This is a genomic window from Candidatus Poseidoniia archaeon (assembly GCA_030748895.1).
Lineage (GTDB): Archaea > Thermoplasmatota > Poseidoniia > MGIII > CG-Epi1 > UBA8886.
Genome location: JASMLC010000010.1, coordinates 13,727 through 32,529 on the forward strand (window position 1 = coordinate 13,727; position 18,803 = coordinate 32,529).

Genomic DNA, 18,803 nt, shown 5'->3' on the forward strand with positions numbered 1-18,803 from the left:
CGCGCCCACGCGGGGACCGGTTTTATAGCATTGACGTAACGCGAACGGGAAGCTTATAATAACGCCGGACAGCGTGAGTGAGTCCCATGGCCACCCGGTTTTTGCTGCTGGTTACCGCCGCAGTCCTGCTGGCACTCGCCGTCCCCACCGACGGTGAGGTGGACCTGCAGGCGCTCTCGCTGGAATACGGTTTTGCCGGTGAGGATGAAGTTCCCGTCACGCTTGTTGAGAGCGGCAGGGACAATGCCACTCTGTACCGCTACCTTATCCTGGATGACTACTCCGAGGCGCCGGAAAACTGGTCGCAACCCGGGTTCAATGATTCGGGCTGGTTACTTGGCGCGGCACCATTTGCTGACTCGGAAGATGACAATGTAGTGCCCGGAACCATCTGGGACACTGAGGGTAGTTCACCGTATGAGAATGACACCCTGCTGGTCAGGCACAGGTTCGACCTGCCGGTCGGAACAATCCTCTCAGCCGAGATTAATGTTGCATTCTCTAACTACTGCACGCCGTATCTCAATGGTAACCTCATCTACAGTGGTGATGGGGAAGAAGGTGCGAACGGACACTCTATGCAATACTGGAACTCCGACGGGACTGAAGACATCTCGCCGGCCCTGTTTGATAGTCACGATAACCTGCTCGCGATTTACGCGCGGGACTATGTCTGGTCAGTAAACCAGAACCAACAGTGGCTTGACCCACGGATAACTGCCACCCATAATCCATTCAACACGACGACGGAACCGGTAATCCTGGGTGACCAGCTGACGCTGGTGCTGGGAGTGGCAAACGGAGGCAACGCGACCGCCGAGAATGCCACTATCACGCTGCAGGCCGATGGGGAAACCGTATGGCAGCAGTTCCTTTCGACAGCCGCCGCTAACACCAACACAACGATAGGGGTGGACTGGACTCCGCACAGGCTGGGTGACATTCCACTCAACCTGAGTATCAGTAGCGAGAGCAACGAGAGCAGCTACCTCAACAATTCACTGGAGATTATGCTTCATATCCATCACTGGGGGTATGCGCTGGAATACGGTGGCGTCATTCCAGTCGTAAATTCGACCCTTGTGACGTCACTCAACATCACAGTCCGCAACACCGGGGACCTCCCCGACGTGCTGACGTTCGCTACCAGTGAACGGCCGACGGGCTGGGACATTGACTACCTGCCTGGAAGCATGTCGCTCGCTCCTGGAGAAAGTGGTGAACTGCTAGTCAGTGTCGAGGTTTCATCTATGACAACGGATGGAGAATGGAATTTCTCAATCGAGACGACGTCGCAGAATTCTGAGCGGCGCGTCAGCTTCCCACTAGTCCAGAGCGGGCGTACTGCCGCGACTGAATGGAGCTGGACCAACTCCACCAATACCAGCCAGCAGCTCTACGATGACCTGAACTGGACGCTGCCTGGCTTCAACGACTCCGGCTGGCGTATGGATGGTGCTGCACCATTTGGCGATAATTCCATAAGTGGAGTGAACTATAACACCGAGTGGGATGGGGACAACTACGCCTACTTCCGCCACGCTTTCAACGTCAGTGACCTCGACATCTACACGGAAGGCGTGCTGACCCTCAGCATAGCTACCAACGGCGCCGGCGCCCACTACCTCAATGGCAACCTGATTTTTAGCGATCTCGAAGGAGGTGACCACGGCGCCGATTACTGGAACGAGCAGGAACCCGACAACACGGATGCACTGCTGGAGGGGGAGAATGTCCTTGCTTCGGTGGTCCGCAATAATCAGAATACACAGTGGTACGACGAGCGGCTCGATGCAGACATCCGGCAAGCGAACCTCTGGAACTTCCACCCGCAGCCGCTCGGCATCTCGGTGCTGCTCGACACGAAAGCGCCCACCTCGCTGGTCGAGGACCAGGGCGGCTTCCGCAATTCCACGGAGGTCGAAATTAACTGGCGGCTGCTCGCCAACGCGACCGACCTCGCCGGCTTCCGCATCGACTACATGCTCAACAACGGCAGCGGCTGGCCAGGTGAAGACGCATGGGAAGCGCTGGGCGAGTTCAGCGGCTACAACACCACTTTCAGCGGCGGCAGCAACGGCACCCTCTACCGCTTCCGCTCAATCTCGTTCGACACCCGCGGCAACGTCGAGAGCAAGTCCACCTACGGCACCGAATTCCTCATCGATACTCGCCCACCCGAGTCGCTACTGCGCGTGGTTGATACCACCGGCAACCCGACCAACCTGACCGGCATCTACCTCGCATGGGAACCCGCCAGCGCTGCCGACTACGATATCGCCAGCTACCAGTTGCAACTGCGCAACGGCTCTGGCTGGGATACACTGGCGCTCTCCGGCAGCGCGGGCGAGCACTACTTCGCGCCCGCCACCGACGGAGAATACGCGTTCCGCGTGCTCGCGACCGATTACGCCGGCAACGGCGAGGCGAAGCCGGAGGCCGATGTCATAATCAGCTTCGACCGGCAGCGCCCCGAAGTGACGCTTTCAGCGCTGCCGCAGTTCTGGGGCGAAAGCGTCCTCGCGCTGCAGCTGCTGGGCGACACCAGCGGGCTCGCCGACGTCGAATTGCAATACGCGCTGCTTGCCGAGGGGAGCGAGATGATGCTCGGCTGGGGCACGCTGCCGGTCGCCTGGGACAACGGCAGCGCGCTCTTCCCGGGGCTGGCCGACGGGCGTAGCTACTGGTTCCGGCTGGCGCCGGTCGACACGGCGGGCAACACCGCCAGCCGCACACCGTATGTTTTCGAGACCAGCAGCGACGGGACGGCTGGCGCCAGCGTGACGTTGCCGGTGCTTCCGCTGAAACCGGTCTACATCGGGCTGCTCGCCAACGTCGCCGTCGCGGTTGATGTGGAGGGCGACGGCAGCTTCGAGGTCGAGCTGGACGAGTATTTCGGCAGCGACCCGTCGCAGATGCTCGCCATCCAGTTCCGCGTTGATTACGCCAGCGGAACTCTCCACTTCGGCGACGGCGAGGATGGCTACCGCCCGGCGGCCAGCGCAACGCTGCGCATCAGCTACGCCGGCTACGACGCGACGACTACGATTGACCTGACGCCGCCCGGCATCGTGCAGAGCATGCGCGCCTACAGCGAGAATTTCACGGACGTCGAGCTACAGTGGGAATCGGCGCCCGACGTCAGCAGCTACCGCGTCGAGCGCTCGGGCAACCTCACGCTCGGCTGGGAATTGCGCGCTGAACTCGCGCCGCAGGAATTCGAGCTGAACAGCTACGCCGAGGAAAACCTCGCGGGGCAGGTGTGGTATTACCGCGTGATTGCGCTCGACCGTATGGGCTACGAATCTGTGGGAATGGAGTACCTCGGGAGCACCGTTGAGCGGGTGATGGTCGACCTGACCCCACCGACGGCGGTCGAGACTCCCACCGGCAGCAGCAGCGGCTCGGAAGCACCGGGATGGCTGCTGCCGCTGGTTGTCGGCCTCGCGCTCCTCGGTAGCGGCGTGGCGCTGTTCGCGTCACGCCGCTCTACGGGCGAAGCCGAAGTGGGGCCTTCGCTCGAGACGGTTGATGCGCTGGTCGAGCCGGTCCCGGATATCGAAGCCATCCCGGAAGAGGAGGAGCCGGAACCAGACGTTTTCCGCATGGTCTCGGGCAGCGAATACTCGCGCCGCGTGCGCTTCCACTGCCAGAGCGGCTGTGACCGCGAATTCCCCGGGCTGCGCGACGACGAAGAAATAGTCTGTCCCCACTGCGGCACGCTCGGGCCGGCACCCGAACTGCCTTAACCGGCGGTCCGCTGGCGGCGGCATGTCACTGCTCGAACTGGAGCAGGTCTCGCGCATCTACGAGACGGGGGGCGAGCGCATCCACGCGCTCGACGACTTCAGCCTCACGGTCGAGCAGGGGGCAATCGTGCTACTGGTGGGGCCGTCCGGTTCCGGGAAAACGACGCTGCTGAACGTGATTTCGGCGCTCGACGCACCAACCAGCGGCAGCTACCACTTCGGCGGCGAGCTGGTGCCGCACGACGACGTCGAGGAGATGACCGCCTTTCGGCGCCGGAACGTCGGCTACGTCTTCCAGTTCTTCAACCTGCTCGGCGACCTGACCGCGCTGGAGAACATCCTGCTGGTGCAAGAACTCACCGACGGCCGCGACGAACCACGCGCGCGCGAGCTACTGGCACTGGTCGGCCTGACCGGCCTTGAAGAGAGATTCCCGTCCGAGATGAGCGGCGGCCAGCAGCAGCGCGTCGCGATTGCGCGCTCGCTCGCCAAGTCACCGCGGCTGCTGCTGGGCGACGAGCCGACCGGTAACCTCGACTCGGAAACGACGCGGCAGGTGATGGAGGTGCTGGTTGACGCCTGCCGCGCCGAGAAAATCACGGCGGTGCTGGTCACTCATGACCACGCGCTCGAGCGCTACGCGACGCGCGTCATCGCCATCGACTCCGGTAAGCTGGTCGAGGACCGGCCGGGCGAGCTGGCGACGGTGAAGGGCGCCGTCAAGGAGGCGGGGCGTTCTTCGAAAAAAGCATTGAAGTTGCTGGCAGAGAAGGCGCGCCGGCTCTCGCAGGTATGAAGCCGCGACGCGCTGCCTCAGGGTGGTTCGGGCGGCGACTCGCGCCGCGGCTGCGCTCGCTGCTGCTGCGGCGGATGCTGCGCTCGCTGTGGCGCATCCGCTTCCGGACCGGGGTGATGCTGCTGCTAATCCTGATTACGACGCTGACCGGCGTGACGCTCTCCGAGTTCAGCCGCAACGGCGACGCGGTCTACGAGGAGTTCTACAGCGAAACCAGCCTCGCCGACCTTATCGTCACCACCGGCGAGCAGCACCAGCCGGAGAGCAACTTCTCGGCGGCCTGCGCGGCCTTCGGTGCTGCGCAAGCGTGCGAGACGCGGCTGGCGCTCGACGGGCAGTTCCTGCGCGACGACGGCGAGTGGATTGCCGCTACGCTCTATGGCCATGCGGGGGCGTCCGCGATAAGCACGCTCTGGTTCAGCGAAGGGCGCATGGCTTCCGGCGCGGGCGAGGCGGTGGTTGACCGCCACGTGCAGGAGGAGCTGGGCGTCGGGCTGGGCGACACGGTAACGGTTTCGCTCGCGGGCAGGATGCAGAATTACACTGTCGTGGGCGTCGCCAACTCGCCGCACCACCTCTTCTATGTCGCCAGCTCCTTTACGCTCCTGCCGCAGGATGGAACCTACGCCGTGCTCTACCTGCCGGTCGGGGAACTGGCGGCCGACGCCGGCCTCGAGCCGGAGAGCAGGAACATGCTGCTGCTTGACCTGCCCGGAACGCCCGCCTACGACCTGCAGGACACCAGCGAAGATGAAGGCATTGCGCTGCGCGAGCTGAAGCGGGAGCTCGCGTCAGCGCTGCGCGACGAAGGCGTTGACGGCGCGCTGGTGGGCGACCGCGGCTCCATCCACTCCGTCGAGTTGCTGCGGCAGGACCTCGAGGGGAGCCGCAAGTCCATCCCGATGACCATCTTCATGCTGGGGGCGGTCTCGTCGCTGGTGCTGGCGATTTCGATGGAGCGGCTGATACGGACGCAGTATCGCGAAATCGCGGTGATGCGCGCGCTCGGCTTCTCCGCCGCCGAGGTCAGGAACCACTACCTGCTGGTGCCACTGCTACTCGGCTCCGCCGGCGTCACGCTCGGCGTCGCGCTCGGCGCCTGGTTTTCGGTGGGAATGACCAGCTTCTACTTCGACCAGTGGGGCATCCCGCTGGTCAGGGTCGCCCATTACCCCGACCTCTGGCTCGCGGTCACGGCGGGGGTGATGGCAATCGTGATGCTCTTCTCGCTGCGCCCGGCGCTCCACGCCTCGCGGCTGACGCCGCTGGAGGTGATGGGGCAGCGCGAAATCAAGCGCACGCAGGCGTGGGCGCAGCGGCTGACAGCGTGGATGCCGGTGACGATGGGGCTCGGCGTGCGCTCGACCTTCCGCAAGCCGCGGCGGCTGCTACTGACAGTCGCAGCGCTGGGGCTGGCGCTAGTCATCCTGGGCGGCTGGCTGCTGACGATGAGCTCGATGACCGGCTTCATGCGCGATTCGCTCACCGAGGTTGAGCAGTGGGACGCGCAGGCGGTCTTCATGCCGCAGCAGGAGCCGCAAATGCGCAGCTGGGCTGCTAACCACTCGGGCCTCGAGGCGGAGTGGGTCTCGGTGCTCCCAGGCTCGCCCGCTGGCGACGACCGCACCTTCATGGTGTGGGGCGTCGGGCAGTTCGGCGACAGCGGAATGCACGGCTTCCGGCTCACGGAGGGTGAATTGCCGCAGGCTGGCGCGCAGCCAGTCGAGGTGCTGGTGGACCAGGGCGTCGCCGAGTTCCTGGAATGGGAGCCGGGCGAAGTGGTAATCGTCGAGATTGCCGGCAGCGCCGTCGAAGTGCGCGTCACCGGAATCACCCTCGAGCTGACGCGCACGCTCTGGCTGCACCGCGACGACCTCGTGGCGATTACCGGCTGGGAGATGGTCAACCTGGTGATGCTGCGTAACGTCGATGATGCGGCGCTCGAAGAGCTGGAGCAACAGGCGCTCGTAACGCGCCACGACGACCTGGTCGCGGCGTTTGACAGCTCGATGGAGAAATACCTGGCCATCATCTACACCTTCCTCGTCATCGGCGCCGCGATTGCCATCGCCGTCCTCGTCAACACGCTGATTATCAACCTCACCGAACGCGACGCCGAGCTGGCGACGCTGCGCGTCCTCGGCGCCTCCAAGTGGCGCCTGTCGGGGGTGCTGCTGGTAGAGCACACCATCATTGGCCTGGTGGGTGGGGTAATCGGCGTCGCGGTCGCAATTGCCGCCAGCAAGTGGATGGTCGCGGTCTTCACAACCTGGTTGTTCCACTTCCCACTCTTTATCGACTGGATGGTCGCGCTCTACCTGTTCCTCTTCATCCTCATCGCGGCGCTTGCCACCACACTCATTGGCACCTGGCGTATCCGGCGCATGGACCTGGTCAAGAGCATTCAGGAGTTTTCGCAGTAGGGCTAGACTTCCATTTCGCCTTCGTTGCAAAAAAACATTAAGTAAGGGCCTGAGAAGGCTGGAATCGTGTCCGGACGACATTTGCTGCTGGCTGGGCTATCCTGCTGCCTGCTGGTCCTCCTCTTCTCGGGGCGAGGGGCTGGCGAAGAGTGGAGCGGAGAGCTGGCCGAGGACGTGACGCTCTCGGATACCACGGTGACCGTTTCCGGAAACCTGACGATTCAGGACGGCGTCACGGTCGTTCTGCGCAACTCGACGCTGGAGTTCGCTGACGGAGGCGCATGGCTTGCCGTCGGCGAAAGCGCCAGCCTGAGGCTGTGGGATGTTGAGTGCCGCAACCTGACCAGCATTGAGGTGGATGGCGGGAGCCTGTTCATGTCAAACATCACGCTGCCGGATGCCGAGCTGCAAATTACGAGCGGAAGCGCCTCGCTTGTGGCGAGCAGTTTCGGTACCTTGGTGGAAGAGAATAGTGACGTGAATTCGGGCTACTGGTTGAACGCGCGCTTTACGACACCGTTCGGAACACCAATCAACGGAGGGAGCTGGAATTTCACTTCTGGCGATAGCAGCTGGTCGGGAAGCATTGGTGAAACGGGAGAGTCTGGCTGGATAGCCATTCTGGGTGAAGGGGCAGGTACCGGACCAATCAACCTGACAGGGGCTGTGGAAGAAATTCATTTTGGAAAATGGGAAGGCAGCCTGGCACTGGAAACCAGCCAGATACTCGAAGCACAACTTGAGGTGGGGCTAATGGTCGATGGATTCCAGATTGTCGGTAGCGACTCGCGCCTGACAGACGAGCCGTTCGAGCTGGTGGTCTCGGTCAGGAACACGGGTACTGCCCACCTCAACGTCAGCGCTACGCTGAGCGTGGTTGACACGCGGTCGTTGTCGCCCCTGAGCGGGACCGATGGGGGCCAGCTGAGCACGACAGAGATACTGCAAATCCGTTACGGGGAGTCACGCACGATGTCGCTGCCGAGTTCAGGAATTGCCTCACCCGGTTCCTATCTCTGCTACTATCGCATCTTTGCGGAACAGGTCATCAGTAGCCCGGTCGATGGCGAAGCAGAAATCCTCAGGAGCCAAGTCGGCAGCCCGTTCAGTGCAGATGATGCGCTTGTGCTGGTCAGTAATGATGACGGGGTAACTACCATCCGGGCGCCCCATCAGGGCATCCAGAAGGAACTGCTTATCAGCCAGATAGAGAATGTCACTGCAGGCCAGGAACTGATACTGGTCGAGCTTGACTTCGGTTCCAGTTCCCGCAAGATTGACATTACCAGTCCTCCTTCCGAACCGGAGAAATTCCTCGGGATAGAGTACCGCTACTGGATGTTCATTCTGCCACTTAGCGTTCTTGCGGGAGCCTATGGTCGGGAGCGCTACAGGCTCGGCAGCTATCGTGTCGAGGAGGTCTACCTGCTCGACAGCATTGGCCGCGTCATCGCCCATTCCGGAGCCTCGGACGATTCCGGAATCGACCAGGACATCATGGGGTCGATGCTCCAGGCCCTGTCGGACTTCGTTTCAGAGTCATTTCAGGCTGACGAAACCAGGACCCTGAAGAAGCTCGAGCATGGAGATTTACTGCTATTAATCGAGCGCGGCCGGAATGCGGTGCTGGCGCTGGTCGTCAGGGGACAGGAGAGACCTGAGATTCGTGAGCAGCTGGTGGGGGCGATAGACCTTATTGAAAATCAGTTCGGCAGCGTCCTCGAGAACTGGGACGGGGACCTGGGTCGTTTCGAGGGTGCTGGTGAAATCATAGAGTCACTCGTCGTTATCCGCGAGTCGGTTACCTGGTACGTGAACCCAATGGCAATTATCTACAGCACTCGCGACCGGTTTGTCGGCTTCTGGCACCGCTTCTTCTGACGCGATTGGCCGTCATCGCGCCGCACCAACGGCGTTGAGAAAAACCTGAACTCACTCGGCACTGCAACCCCGATGCGCCCACAGCCCTTCCTGCTGGTATAGTGGCTAGACTTCCATTTCGCCTTCGTTACCGCAGTTATCGCAAACAACCATCTGCAAGGTTCCAAGGCGCGGAACCTTCATGTGAATTCCACAGGCTGGGCAGACAACCGTAACGTCTTCTTCCTTCTTCAGCGCGAAATTCCTTTTTTGAGCTCCAAACGCTCCAGCTCCAGAGGTTGCGTATTTCCGGTAGGCGTAGTATCCCACGGCAAGCAGCAGGATAGCGGTCGGGAAGAATATCCTGAACAGGGGATTATCAAGGAAGGCAAGAGAACTGGACTCGGCGACAGTCACCAGAGTCTCATCAAACCCGGTAGCGCCATTATTGTCCGTAACGCGTAGAATCGCCAGGTACGAACCTTCGTCATCATAGACGTGAGAAGCAACCCCGTCCGAAGCGCTGTAGTCGAAGACGCCATCGCCGTCGAAGTCCCACTCGTAGAGGGCTATGGTCCCGTCAGCATCTACCGCCGTGCCGAAGAACATCGCCTGCGAACCGGGAGTGATTTTCAGGTCCGGTCCCGCGTCGGCAACTGGGGCTGCATTGGAACCAAATACCGCGAAGACAGAGAAATTTGTGAAGTGTCCCCAGACAGTACCGTTCTCTAGGTCTATGCCGCCTGTTTCCGATGCTTCCCACCCACCCTCATCAGAATAATGGTATACCTGTAGAGTGTCAGCAATCACACCATCAGGAAGGAGTTTAATGTCAAAGTTCAGAGTTACTTTGGCATAATCCAGGGAGTCCTGGACAATCACATCCATCGATATGGAAACAAAGATTCCGACATCCTTCAAAGTACCATTATCTGGCAGGGGCGGAGTTACGTTAACGGAGGTGACTGTGACGTTTCCAGACGCAAACTTGCCAACCGCAAGCTCCAGCTGCAATCCCAGGTTCTCCCAGGCACTCAGGGTAACAGGCTTTCCGGGAGTTATGTCGACTTGCTTCTTTCGTTCATCACTGATATTGGTAGGTTCACTCTCTATCATCAGGTCCTGGTACGCGTAATCCGACCACGCGCCATCATTGTCCTGCACCCTGAAGGAAATTGTGTGGGCGCCCACGGAAAGGCCATCGGAGTCGAAGCTGTTCTTTGTACTTAGCAGGCCGTCAACATCAGAAGTCCATTCAAACGCTACAATCTCGCCATCGGTATCCTCCGAATCACTATCGAAATAGACCCGGACGTTCTCGTAGGCTGGATTGGGGCCTACGTCGATACTCCAGATTTGCGGAGGGTCGTTCACTCCCTCTATCTCCAGGTCGTGGTACGCGTAATCCGACCACGCACCATCATCATCCTGAACCCTGAAGGAAATTGTGTGGTTGCCCACGGAAAGGTCATCGGAGTCAAAGCTGTCGCTTGTACTCAGCAGGCCGTCAACATCCGAAGTCCATTCAAACGCTACAATCTCGCCATCGGCATCCTCCGAATCGCTATCGAAGTAGACCCGTTCGTTCTCGTAGGCAGGATTGGGTCCTACGTCGATACTCCAGATTTGCGGAGGGTCGTTTCCTGATGCCGTATTTTTGAAGGCGTAGACCTTGGAGTCAAAGGAGCCGGCGACGATGTACGCGCCGTCCGCCGAGATTGCAACCGTGTCCACTTCATTCCCGGTGGTGTAGCTCCAGAGCGGCGTGCTGCTGTCCTTGTCGAAGAAGAAAACATTATTTCCACCTGAAACAACAATGTACTCGCCATCGGCCGAGATAGCTGCCGAGTATACGTTACCAGCAATAGTGTGGTTCCAGAGGGGGGTGCTATTGTCACTGTTAAACAGGTATAATCCGTTACCATCGTATGTTACCGCCGCAATGTACTCACCATCCGCCGAAATAGAAACGGAACATCCCTGGTTTCCAACTCTGTAGCTCCAGAGCGGTTGGTTGCTGTCCTTGTCAAAGAGATAAATATTGTAGTCATCCGATATGGCAGTAACATACTCGCCGTCTGCCGAGATGGAGACTGAGCGAACGACATGTTCGTCCTCAGCAGTGTAGTTCCACTGGGGCGTACTGCTGCTCCTGTGGAATAGGTCAATCTCACCGTCCCAGGAGCCGGATACAATGTACTCACCATCCGCCGAGATGGCGACCGAGTACGCACTGCTCCCCTCGATGGTGTAGATCCATAGGGGGTCGTCGCTGTCCTTGTCGAAGAGGTAGACCTTGCTGTCCCCAGTGCTAAAGGCGATGTACTCACCGTCCGCCGAGATTGATATTGATTGCGCATCACTCTCAGTGGAGTAGCTCCAGAGTGGCGTGCTGCTGTCCTTATCGAATAGGTGGACGTATTCATTGGAACCAGCGGCGATGTATTCTCCGTCTGCTGAGATGGCCACCGACCGCACAGTATTCCCGGTGCTGTAGCTCCAGAGTGGCGTGCTGCTGTCCTTCTTGAAGAGATACACGTTCTCATCATCAGAGCCAGCGACAATATATTCGCCGTCCGCCGAGATGGCAGCCGAGCGCACCCCCTCCCCGGTGGTGTAGTTCCACTCAGGGTCTATCGCCTCAGCCCCCTCGGAAACTGACAGCGCCACCACCGCAAGCAACAGCAAAACAGCGAGGGGCAGTCTTACTGAGTGTGTGTCCACGCACTTCAGCCGAGACGGGGCTGGCTAAAGTGTTTATGTTTCCTTGATAGAAGCATTAAGTAAGGCTCGGCAGGCAGCCCCAATCCCCTTTTAGTGGGAGACAATCCGCCCGCATGGCGCGCACCTCGGCCGTCCCCGGTTTCTACAAGCTCTCGCCGGCGGAGCGGCTGCAAATCGTCTGCGATTTTGCCGGCCTTAACGACGAGGAAGCAGCGGCGCTGGGCGGCTTCGGCGCGCTCGGCGGGGAGACCGCCAACCGCATGATTGAGAACGTCGTCGGCAGCTTCCCGCTGCCGCTCGGTGTCGCCGCCAACTTCAAGGTCAACGGCGAAGAGCTGTTCGTGCCGATGGCACTGGAGGAGCCGTCGGTAGTAGCGGCCGCGAGCCACATGGCGAAAGGCACGCTGCCGGCCGGTATCGCTGCGGAGACCGACGACCCGGTGATGATCGGGCAAATCCAGCTGGTCGACCTTGAAGATGCATTCGCCGCGAAGGCAGCGGTCGAGGCGGCGGCCGATGAAATCGTCGCACTCGCCAACGAGCAGGACCCCATACTGGTGAAGTTCGGCGGCGGCTGCCGCGGCATCGAAGTCAGAGTGCTCGACTCGGCCGCGGGGCCGATGGTCATCACGCACCTGCTTGTCGACTGCCGCGACGCGATGGGCGCCAACGCCGTCAACACGATGGCGGAGGCGGTCGCGCCGCGGCTCGAGACGCTGACCGGCGGGCGCGTCTACCTGCGAATTATCTCCAACCTGGCGGTGCACCGCAAGGTGCGCGCCAGCGCGACCTGGCCGGCGGAGTTCCTCGGTGGCGGAGAGGTGGTTGACGGCATCATCGCCGCCTACGCCTTCGCGTGCGCCGACCCGTTCCGCGTCGCGACGCACAACAAGGGCATTATGAACGGCATCGACCCGGTGGTGATTGCGACCGGCAACGACTGGCGCGCCATCGAAGCTGGCGCGCACAGCTACGGCGCCTGGAAGGAGGGCGACGGCTCGTTCACCCGCTGGGAAAAGAACGACGGAGGCGACCTCAACGGCAGCATCGAGCTGCCAATGGCGGTCGGCCTCGTCGGCGGCGCGACGGCGACGCACCCGACGGCGAAGGCGTGCGTCAGGATGATGGGGCTCGAGATTCCGGGCGGCGCAGCGAAGCTGGCGGGCATCATCGCCGCGGTCGGGCTCTGCCAGAACCTCGGCGCGCTGCGCGCGCTCGCCTCGGAAGGTATCCAGCGCGGCCATATGGGGCTGCACGCGCGCAACCTCGCGGTGGCGGCCGGCGCAGAGGAGAGCGAGATAGAGGCGGTCGCCGAGCGACTCAAGCGCGAGGGGAAGGTGCGCGCCGATTTGGCGGCACAGTTCCTCGAAGAATTGCGGGCCGGCTGATGCCGGTCCTCAGCGACGAAGCCATCCTCGCGGCGCTCGATGTAGGACAACTCGAGATTGAACCGTTCGACGCCGAGGGGCTGACGCCGAACGGCTACGACCTGCGCATCGGCGAGATTGCGCTGGCGGGCGAGGAGCCGGTAGCGGAAGGCGCGCTCAGCGTGCCGCCGCAGGCGCGCTTCGCAGTCTCGACGCTCGAGCGCGTCGCCTGCGGCCCCGCGCTCTGCGGGCAGCTCTGGCTGCGCAGCACCTGGGCACGACGCGGCGTGCAGGCGAGCTTCGGCAAGGTGGACGCCGGCTTCGACGGGACGCTGACGCTGCCCGGGCTCAACTCGGCCGCGGAGCCGCTCACGCTCACCATCGGTGAGACCTACTGCCAGCTGGTTATCGAGGCATTGACCTCGCCCGCGTCGGGGAGCTACGGCGACCGCAGCGGCAATTACCAGCACCAGCGCGGCGTCATGTGGTGACGCCGCGCGTCAGGTGCGCCACGACTTCGGCGAAGCCGGCGCCACCGTCCGAATCCGTGACATAGCGCGGCGCGTGCTCGAGCAGCTCGCCGTAATTCGTCACGGACGCGACACCGACCGAAAGCTCGAACGCCCGAAACATGGGCGCGTCGTTCGGCGAGTCGCCGACGTAGACGCACGCCTCGCGCGATAGCCCGAGCGCGTCCAGCAGCCGCTCGCTCATCGCCAGCTTGTCCCAGTCGCCGAACCAGCAGTTGACGTGGATGCTCGAGACCGCGGCGCGCGCGCCCTGCGCGCGGGCGAACTCCGCCACCGCGCCGGCCCACGCAAGGCCAAGGTCGCACTCCTCGTCGAAATCAATCGCCAAATCATGGACGCGCCACGGCTGGTCGGCCGCCTGTTGCGCCTCCGGGAACGCCTCGCGCACAGCATTCCACAGCCCCGTCAGGCGGTCCCGCGACTCCGCGACGGGCTGCCAGTCGCTGCGCTCAAGTTTCCCGTCAACGAGCCGCATCGCGAGCGCGCCGTTCTCGCCGACCACGCCGTCGAGCAGCCACCAGCGCGCCATCAGGTCGCACCAGCCGGCGGGGCGGCCAGTGACCGCGACCGTGCGCAGCCCCGCTTCCTGCGCCTGCGCGAGAGCCGCGTACGCCTCGGGCGCCAGCCGCTCGTCAACCAGCGTCCCGTCCAGGTCAAAGAGCAGCGCCTTGGCGCCCGCGGGGGGGAGTTCGGAGAGAGGTTGCATCGGCTCCCGATTAGCGGCAGGCTTAAGCGGCTTCCATTCGGCAACTGCCGTTGCACGCAGTTTTTTATAAGGAGGGGCGGTCGAAGCGGCCCCGCTCGGACGGGGTATAAAGCATGACACCCTCCCTTTATGGCGCAGTCAAGAGCCGGGCTAACGATGCCCTCGTTGAGTCGCTGGACTATTGCAAGTGGGCACTCCAGTCGGTCTCGCGCTCGTTCGCGCTGACCATCCCGCTGGTCGAGGACGCGCTGCTGGCCCCCATCATGGTGGGCTACCTCGAGGCACGCATCCTCGATACTTTCGAGGATGACATCGGCAAGCGGCACGTCTCGCTCGAAGAGCGCGTCCGCGCGATGAACGCCATCATGGAAATCCTCGAGCGGCCCGACTCCAAGATGGCAAAGCGCAAGGCCAAGGAACTTGCGCAGGAAGCGGAGGAGTGGGTCAAGGACGAGCACTACCGCGGGCTGGTCAAGAACTTCGACAAGGTGCTGACAGTCCACCGTTCGCTCGACGAGCGCACCAAGGCGAGCATGGTCCGCTGGATGCACGAGATGAACGCCGGGATGCAGAAATACCTGCAACAGCCGGTCTACTCCTTTGAAGATTTGAACGAATACTGCTACTTCGTCGCCGGGACGCCTTCCGGCTTCCTCACGGAGCTTATCCGCACCCGCGCCAAGCGCATCACGCCCGAGGCGTCACAGGTGTTGCACGACAACGAGCGCGACTTCGGGCTCTTCCTGCAGAAGGTGAACATCATCCGCGACTTCCGCGAGGATATATTGCAGAACGAGAAAATATTCTGGCCCGGCTACCTCTTCGACAAGCACCAGCTCGAGCCGCAGGAACTACTGGACCCTGCTCACGAAAAACAGGCGATGCAGATGCTCAACGCGATGGTCGACAACGCCGTGACGCACGTCACCCCCGTGCACGACTACCTGACCGCGGTCCCCGACGAGTATGCCGGCTTCCGGCAGGGTGCCGCCATCAACTTCGCGATGGGCGTTGCGACGCTCGGCGAAGTGCGCGGAAACCGCGACGTCTTCTATGGCGAGCGGCCGGTCAAGATTACCCACGAAGCGCGCGACCTTATCCTGGACGACCCACTTGGTTACGTTGCCTCTTAGGCCAACCGCAACCTGCTGGCAGTTTTTTGTAGCTATGGCGAATCGCACGCGGATGCGGTTTCCGCCGGCGTTGCTGTTTGCGCTCTGCGCACTCGCCTTCCTTGCGCTGCCAGCGGCAGCCTCGCCCACGACCGGTACCGTCCAGGTCGCGGTCATCCTGGCTGACTTCAACGACGCCAGCTACGACAGCGCGCACGACAGCGACTGGTTCGAGGAGCTGGCGTTCGGCAGCAGCGATTCGATGTGGGACTACTACGACGAGAATTCGCGCGGCAACCTGACCCTCGCGGGCGAAGTCTTCGGCCCCTACACGCTGGACGGCGACGCCGCGGACTGGGGCAGCGAAAATACCGATTTCGTCCGCGATACCATCGCGGCGGCCGACGATGACATCGACTTCCGCGACTACGACGCGGTGATGGCGGTGCACACCGGCCCGGGCGAGGAGTCGAGCGGCAACAGCGATGACATCTGGTCCATCCACTGGTCCGGGCTGAGTATCAGCACCAACGACGGCAACCACCGCATCCGCGAGGTGACGCAAGTGCCCGAGTTCGAATACTCGGGCGGCGAGCGGCGGCCGCTCGGGGTCTGGGTGCACGAGTTCGGTCATGAACTGGGGCTGCCCGATTTCTACGATACTGACTACTCCTCGGAGGGCATCGGTGACTGGGGAGTTATGGCGTCCGGCTCATGGGCCGATAACGGCGAGACGCCGGTACATTACAGCGGCTTCTCCAAGGCGGAAGTGGGGTGGCTTGAGCCAGTACTGCTAACGGGCGACCTGCTCGACGTACGGCTCGAACCCGCGTCGCGCAACGGCAAAGTCCTGAAGCTGCCGGTCCCGGGCAACTGGTCCAACGCACGCGAATACTTCCTGCTCGAGAACCGGCAGCAACTCGATTACGACACCTACCTCCCCGGAGAGGGGCTGCTCATCTGGCACGTTGACGAGGACGTTTCGAACAACAACGACGAGTCGCACAAGCGGCTCGACCTCGAAGAAGCGGACGGCTACGATGACCTCGACAACGGCTGGAACTCGGGTGACAGCGGCGACCCGTACGGTGCGGGCGACGAGTTCACCGACGAGGGATATCCTAACTCCACTGCGTATAACCTGAGTGATTCCGGCTGGCGCATCAACGACATCCGCGTGGATGGTAACGACATCCTGCTCGACATCCGCTTCCTCTCACGGCCAACTGCGGTGGCAGACGCCGCCGAAGGCGTCGTCGATGCGGGCGAGGAGCTACAGTTCTGGGGGCGCGACTCGTGGGACGATGACGGCAGCATCACCAACTTCAGCTGGGATTTCGGCGATGGGGACTTTGCATACATCGCCGACCCGCTGCACGCTTTCGAGGAATATGGAACGTATGACGTCAGCCTCACCGTGCGGGACGACGACTGGCTCACCAGCAGCGTGGTGGTTACCATCCGGGTCAACGCGCTGCCGGTGCCGGTCATTGTCGCCGACCCGCTAGTGGTCTGGCTCGGCGAAAGCATCGCCTTCGACGGCTCGGACTCATGGGACCCCGACGGTACCGTCGCCTTCTGGTTCTGGAACTTCGACGACGGCGCGACCTCCTCCGAGGTCGCGCTCGAGCATCTTTTCGACAGCCCCGGTTTCTACAACGTCTCGCTCAAGGTAGCGGACGACCTGAACTCGATTGCGACCGGCTACCTCGTCGTCGAAGTGCGTAACCGGCTGCCGCACGTCAGCTTCGCCATCTCGCCCGCGGAGGGCAACACTACCGTCGAGTTCGGCTTCGTCGATTCCTCGAGTGACCCTGATGGGAGCGTCATCGCCTGGACGTGGGATTTCGGTGACGGTAATTCCAGCAGCGGCACGAGCGCGAGCCACCGCTTCGCGCTGCCGGGCAGCTACACGGTGACGCTGACAGTTACCGACAACCACGGCGGTAGCAACGCAACGACGCAGACGCTCGAGGTCGCCAACGCGCTGCCGCTGCTCGACTTTGCGATACCACAAGGCATCTGGGACGGCTCGCGCTGGGTCGTTCCGAGCAACCTGCCGCTGACGCTTGACGGCAGCGGCAGCCACGACCCGGAGGGGCTGCCGCTCGAATTCGCGTGGGACGTCGACGGCGATGCCTATTCGGGCGCGACGCCCGCAGTCACGCTCGGGGGCGGCAGCCATGCGGTCTCGCTCACGCTCACCGACGCGCACGGCGCGACCGCCAGCGGGAGCTGGAGCGTGCTGGCCGTGGTGCAGCCGCTGCTCGAAGTCTCGCCCGCAGTAGTCGATGCGCTTACTGCTGAAGTGACCACCTTCATCGCGACCACACTGCAGGGCAATATCACGACGTTGGAATGGGAGGTCAACGACAATCCCCAGGCTGGTGCAAGGAGCCTGGACTTCACCCCGCCCGCGCCCGGCAGCTACGAGCTGCGCGTGCGCGGGCTGACAGAGGAGGGGCTGCCGTCGGCGTGGGTGGTCGCTGCCCTCGAGGCGTATGAGCCTCCGGTCGCCAACTTCACCATCGAGGGCTCGCTGGTGGAACCGGGCTGGCTTGCCTTCAACGGCACCCATTCGCAAGGACGCGAACTGGAATACCACTGGACGCTGGATGGTGTGCCACTGCCAAACGCGACCGCGGTCGCAATGGCCCTCTTCGAGGAGGGCGGCAGCTACACCATCGCGCTCAGCGTGACGCAACAGCCGGTCGGCACCGCGCAGCTTTCACGCTCGTTCTACCTGAACCACCAGCCTGTCGCCATCATCGAGAGCCTCGAACCGGCGCGGCCCCGCATCGGGCAGGAATTCAGCTTCCGCATCGCGGCGAACGATTTCGAGGGCGCGGCGGTCGTCGAGAGCGTCGTGTGGCCTGACGGGCTGGCGCCGCTCAGCGAAAGCATCACGGCCGGGCGCTACAGCGCCAGCGCGCTCTTCAGCGGGACCGAGCATTTCGCACTCAACGTCACGCTGAGCGACGAGGATGGCGCCAGCGGAGTGCAACAGGTGTGGTTCACGGTCTTCGAATGGCCTGACGGGGTCGCCTCGTCGCTGGAATGGAACGGCTCGCGCGAGCCGGGAAAGCAGGGGAAATTCGAGGCGACGGTCGCCAACGCGGGCGGTGACCTGCTCACCGGCACCGCGACACTCGAGCTGGACGGACGGCCGCTGCAGGAATGGGAGTTGCTGCTCAACCCGGGCGAGGAGGCACAGTTTTCAGCCCCGTGGGAGGCAACTCCCGGCAGCCACCGCGCGACGCTGATGGTAGCGCTAAACGAGGAAGAGCTTGAGCAGGGCAACAACCAGCTCAACCTGACCATCGGGATTGACGCCGAGTCGAACCTGCTGCCGCTGCTCGCTATCGGGATTGTCGGGCTGGGGGTAATCGCCATCGCTGCGACCTTCCTGCTTTACCGGCGGCGACCGCCGGCCGAGCCGCCCGCCTCGCCCGAAGCGCCAACGCCTGAACCGGTCGAAGCCCTCGTGGTGGACGATACCGCATGGCGGCGGCAAGACTAATAACGCGAGGCCGCTC

10 protein-coding genes are annotated in these 18,803 nt (G+C 62.5%); 8 read left to right on the forward strand and 2 right to left on the reverse strand.

Features of this window, described 5'->3' with window-relative positions:
- Positions 1 to 86 precede the first annotated feature (86 nt).
- The 4 genes from QGG57_05170 (at position 87) to QGG57_05185 (ending at position 8,849) form a co-directional block, all read left to right on the forward strand.
- Positions 87 to 3,749, forward strand: coding sequence for a CARDB domain-containing protein (locus QGG57_05170; GenBank protein MDP7007558.1), 3,663 nt, complete (start codon positions 87 to 89; stop codon positions 3,747 to 3,749).
- A 22-nt stretch (positions 3,750 to 3,771) separates the two neighbouring features.
- Positions 3,772 to 4,545: an ABC transporter ATP-binding protein gene (locus QGG57_05175; GenBank protein MDP7007559.1), complete on the forward strand. Its 774-nt coding sequence runs from the start codon at positions 3,772 to 3,774 to the stop codon at positions 4,543 to 4,545.
- Positions 4,542 to 6,968 (forward strand): FtsX-like permease family protein, encoded by a 2,427-nt coding sequence (locus tag QGG57_05180; GenBank protein MDP7007560.1) that lies wholly within the window; start codon positions 4,542 to 4,544, stop codon positions 6,966 to 6,968. Before QGG57_05175 ends, QGG57_05180 begins: the two co-directional genes overlap by 4 nt.
- A gap of 66 nt (positions 6,969 to 7,034) precedes the next feature.
- Positions 7,035 to 8,849, forward strand: coding sequence for a hypothetical protein (locus QGG57_05185; GenBank protein ID MDP7007561.1), 1,815 nt, complete (start codon positions 7,035 to 7,037; stop codon positions 8,847 to 8,849).
- A gap of 105 nt (positions 8,850 to 8,954) precedes the next feature.
- Here the strand turns inward: QGG57_05185 and QGG57_05190 are convergent, their stop codons facing one another.
- Positions 8,955 to 11,552: a PKD domain-containing protein gene (locus tag QGG57_05190; protein MDP7007562.1), complete on the reverse strand. Its 2,598-nt coding sequence runs from the start codon at positions 11,550 to 11,552 to the stop codon at positions 8,955 to 8,957.
- 113 nt (positions 11,553 to 11,665) lie between these two features.
- Between QGG57_05190 and QGG57_05195 the strand changes: the two genes are divergently transcribed.
- Both QGG57_05195 and dcd read left to right on the forward strand, forming a co-directional pair.
- Positions 11,666 to 12,940 (forward strand): hydroxymethylglutaryl-CoA reductase, degradative, encoded by a 1,275-nt coding sequence (locus tag QGG57_05195; GenBank protein MDP7007563.1) that lies wholly within the window; start codon positions 11,666 to 11,668, stop codon positions 12,938 to 12,940.
- On the forward strand, positions 12,940 to 13,410 hold the full coding sequence (dcd, locus tag QGG57_05200) for a dCTP deaminase (protein MDP7007564.1): 471 nt from the start codon (positions 12,940 to 12,942) through the stop codon (positions 13,408 to 13,410). Before QGG57_05195 ends, dcd begins: the two co-directional genes overlap by 1 nt.
- Here the strand turns inward: dcd and QGG57_05205 are convergent.
- On the reverse strand, positions 13,400 to 14,155 hold the full coding sequence (locus tag QGG57_05205; GenBank protein MDP7007565.1) for an HAD family hydrolase: 756 nt from the start codon (positions 14,153 to 14,155) through the stop codon (positions 13,400 to 13,402). The genes dcd and QGG57_05205 overlap by 11 nt on opposite strands.
- A gap of 113 nt (positions 14,156 to 14,268) precedes the next feature.
- On the opposite strand from QGG57_05205, the gene QGG57_05210 reads away from it, so the two are divergent.
- Both QGG57_05210 and QGG57_05215 read left to right on the forward strand, forming a co-directional pair.
- Positions 14,269 to 15,288: a squalene/phytoene synthase family protein gene (locus QGG57_05210; GenBank protein MDP7007566.1), complete on the forward strand. Its 1,020-nt coding sequence runs from the start codon at positions 14,269 to 14,271 to the stop codon at positions 15,286 to 15,288.
- A 52-nt stretch (positions 15,289 to 15,340) separates the two neighbouring features.
- Positions 15,341 to 18,787: a PKD domain-containing protein gene (locus QGG57_05215; protein MDP7007567.1), complete on the forward strand. Its 3,447-nt coding sequence runs from the start codon at positions 15,341 to 15,343 to the stop codon at positions 18,785 to 18,787.
- Positions 18,788 to 18,803: the final 16 nt, after the last annotated feature.

What these genes read in the sequence shown, in the direction of transcription:
- QGG57_05170 (MDP7007558.1), top strand. Translation starts at nt 87, where the DNA reads ATGGCCACCCGGTTTTTGCTGCTGGTTACCGCCGCAGTCCTGCTGGCA.
- QGG57_05175 (MDP7007559.1), top strand. Translation starts at nt 3,772, where the DNA reads ATGTCACTGCTCGAACTGGAGCAGGTCTCGCGCATCTACGAGACGGGG.
- QGG57_05180 (MDP7007560.1), top strand. Translation starts at nt 4,542, where the DNA reads ATGAAGCCGCGACGCGCTGCCTCAGGGTGGTTCGGGCGGCGACTCGCG.
- QGG57_05195 (MDP7007563.1), top strand. Translation starts at nt 11,666, where the DNA reads ATGGCGCGCACCTCGGCCGTCCCCGGTTTCTACAAGCTCTCGCCGGCG.
- dcd (MDP7007564.1), top strand. Translation starts at nt 12,940, where the DNA reads ATGCCGGTCCTCAGCGACGAAGCCATCCTCGCGGCGCTCGATGTAGGA.
- QGG57_05205 (MDP7007565.1), bottom strand. Translation starts at nt 14,155, where the DNA reads ATGCAACCTCTCTCCGAACTCCCCCCCGCGGGCGCCAAGGCGCTGCTC.
- QGG57_05210 (MDP7007566.1), top strand. Translation starts at nt 14,269, where the DNA reads ATGACACCCTCCCTTTATGGCGCAGTCAAGAGCCGGGCTAACGATGCC.
- QGG57_05215 (MDP7007567.1), top strand. Translation starts at nt 15,341, where the DNA reads ATGCGGTTTCCGCCGGCGTTGCTGTTTGCGCTCTGCGCACTCGCCTTC.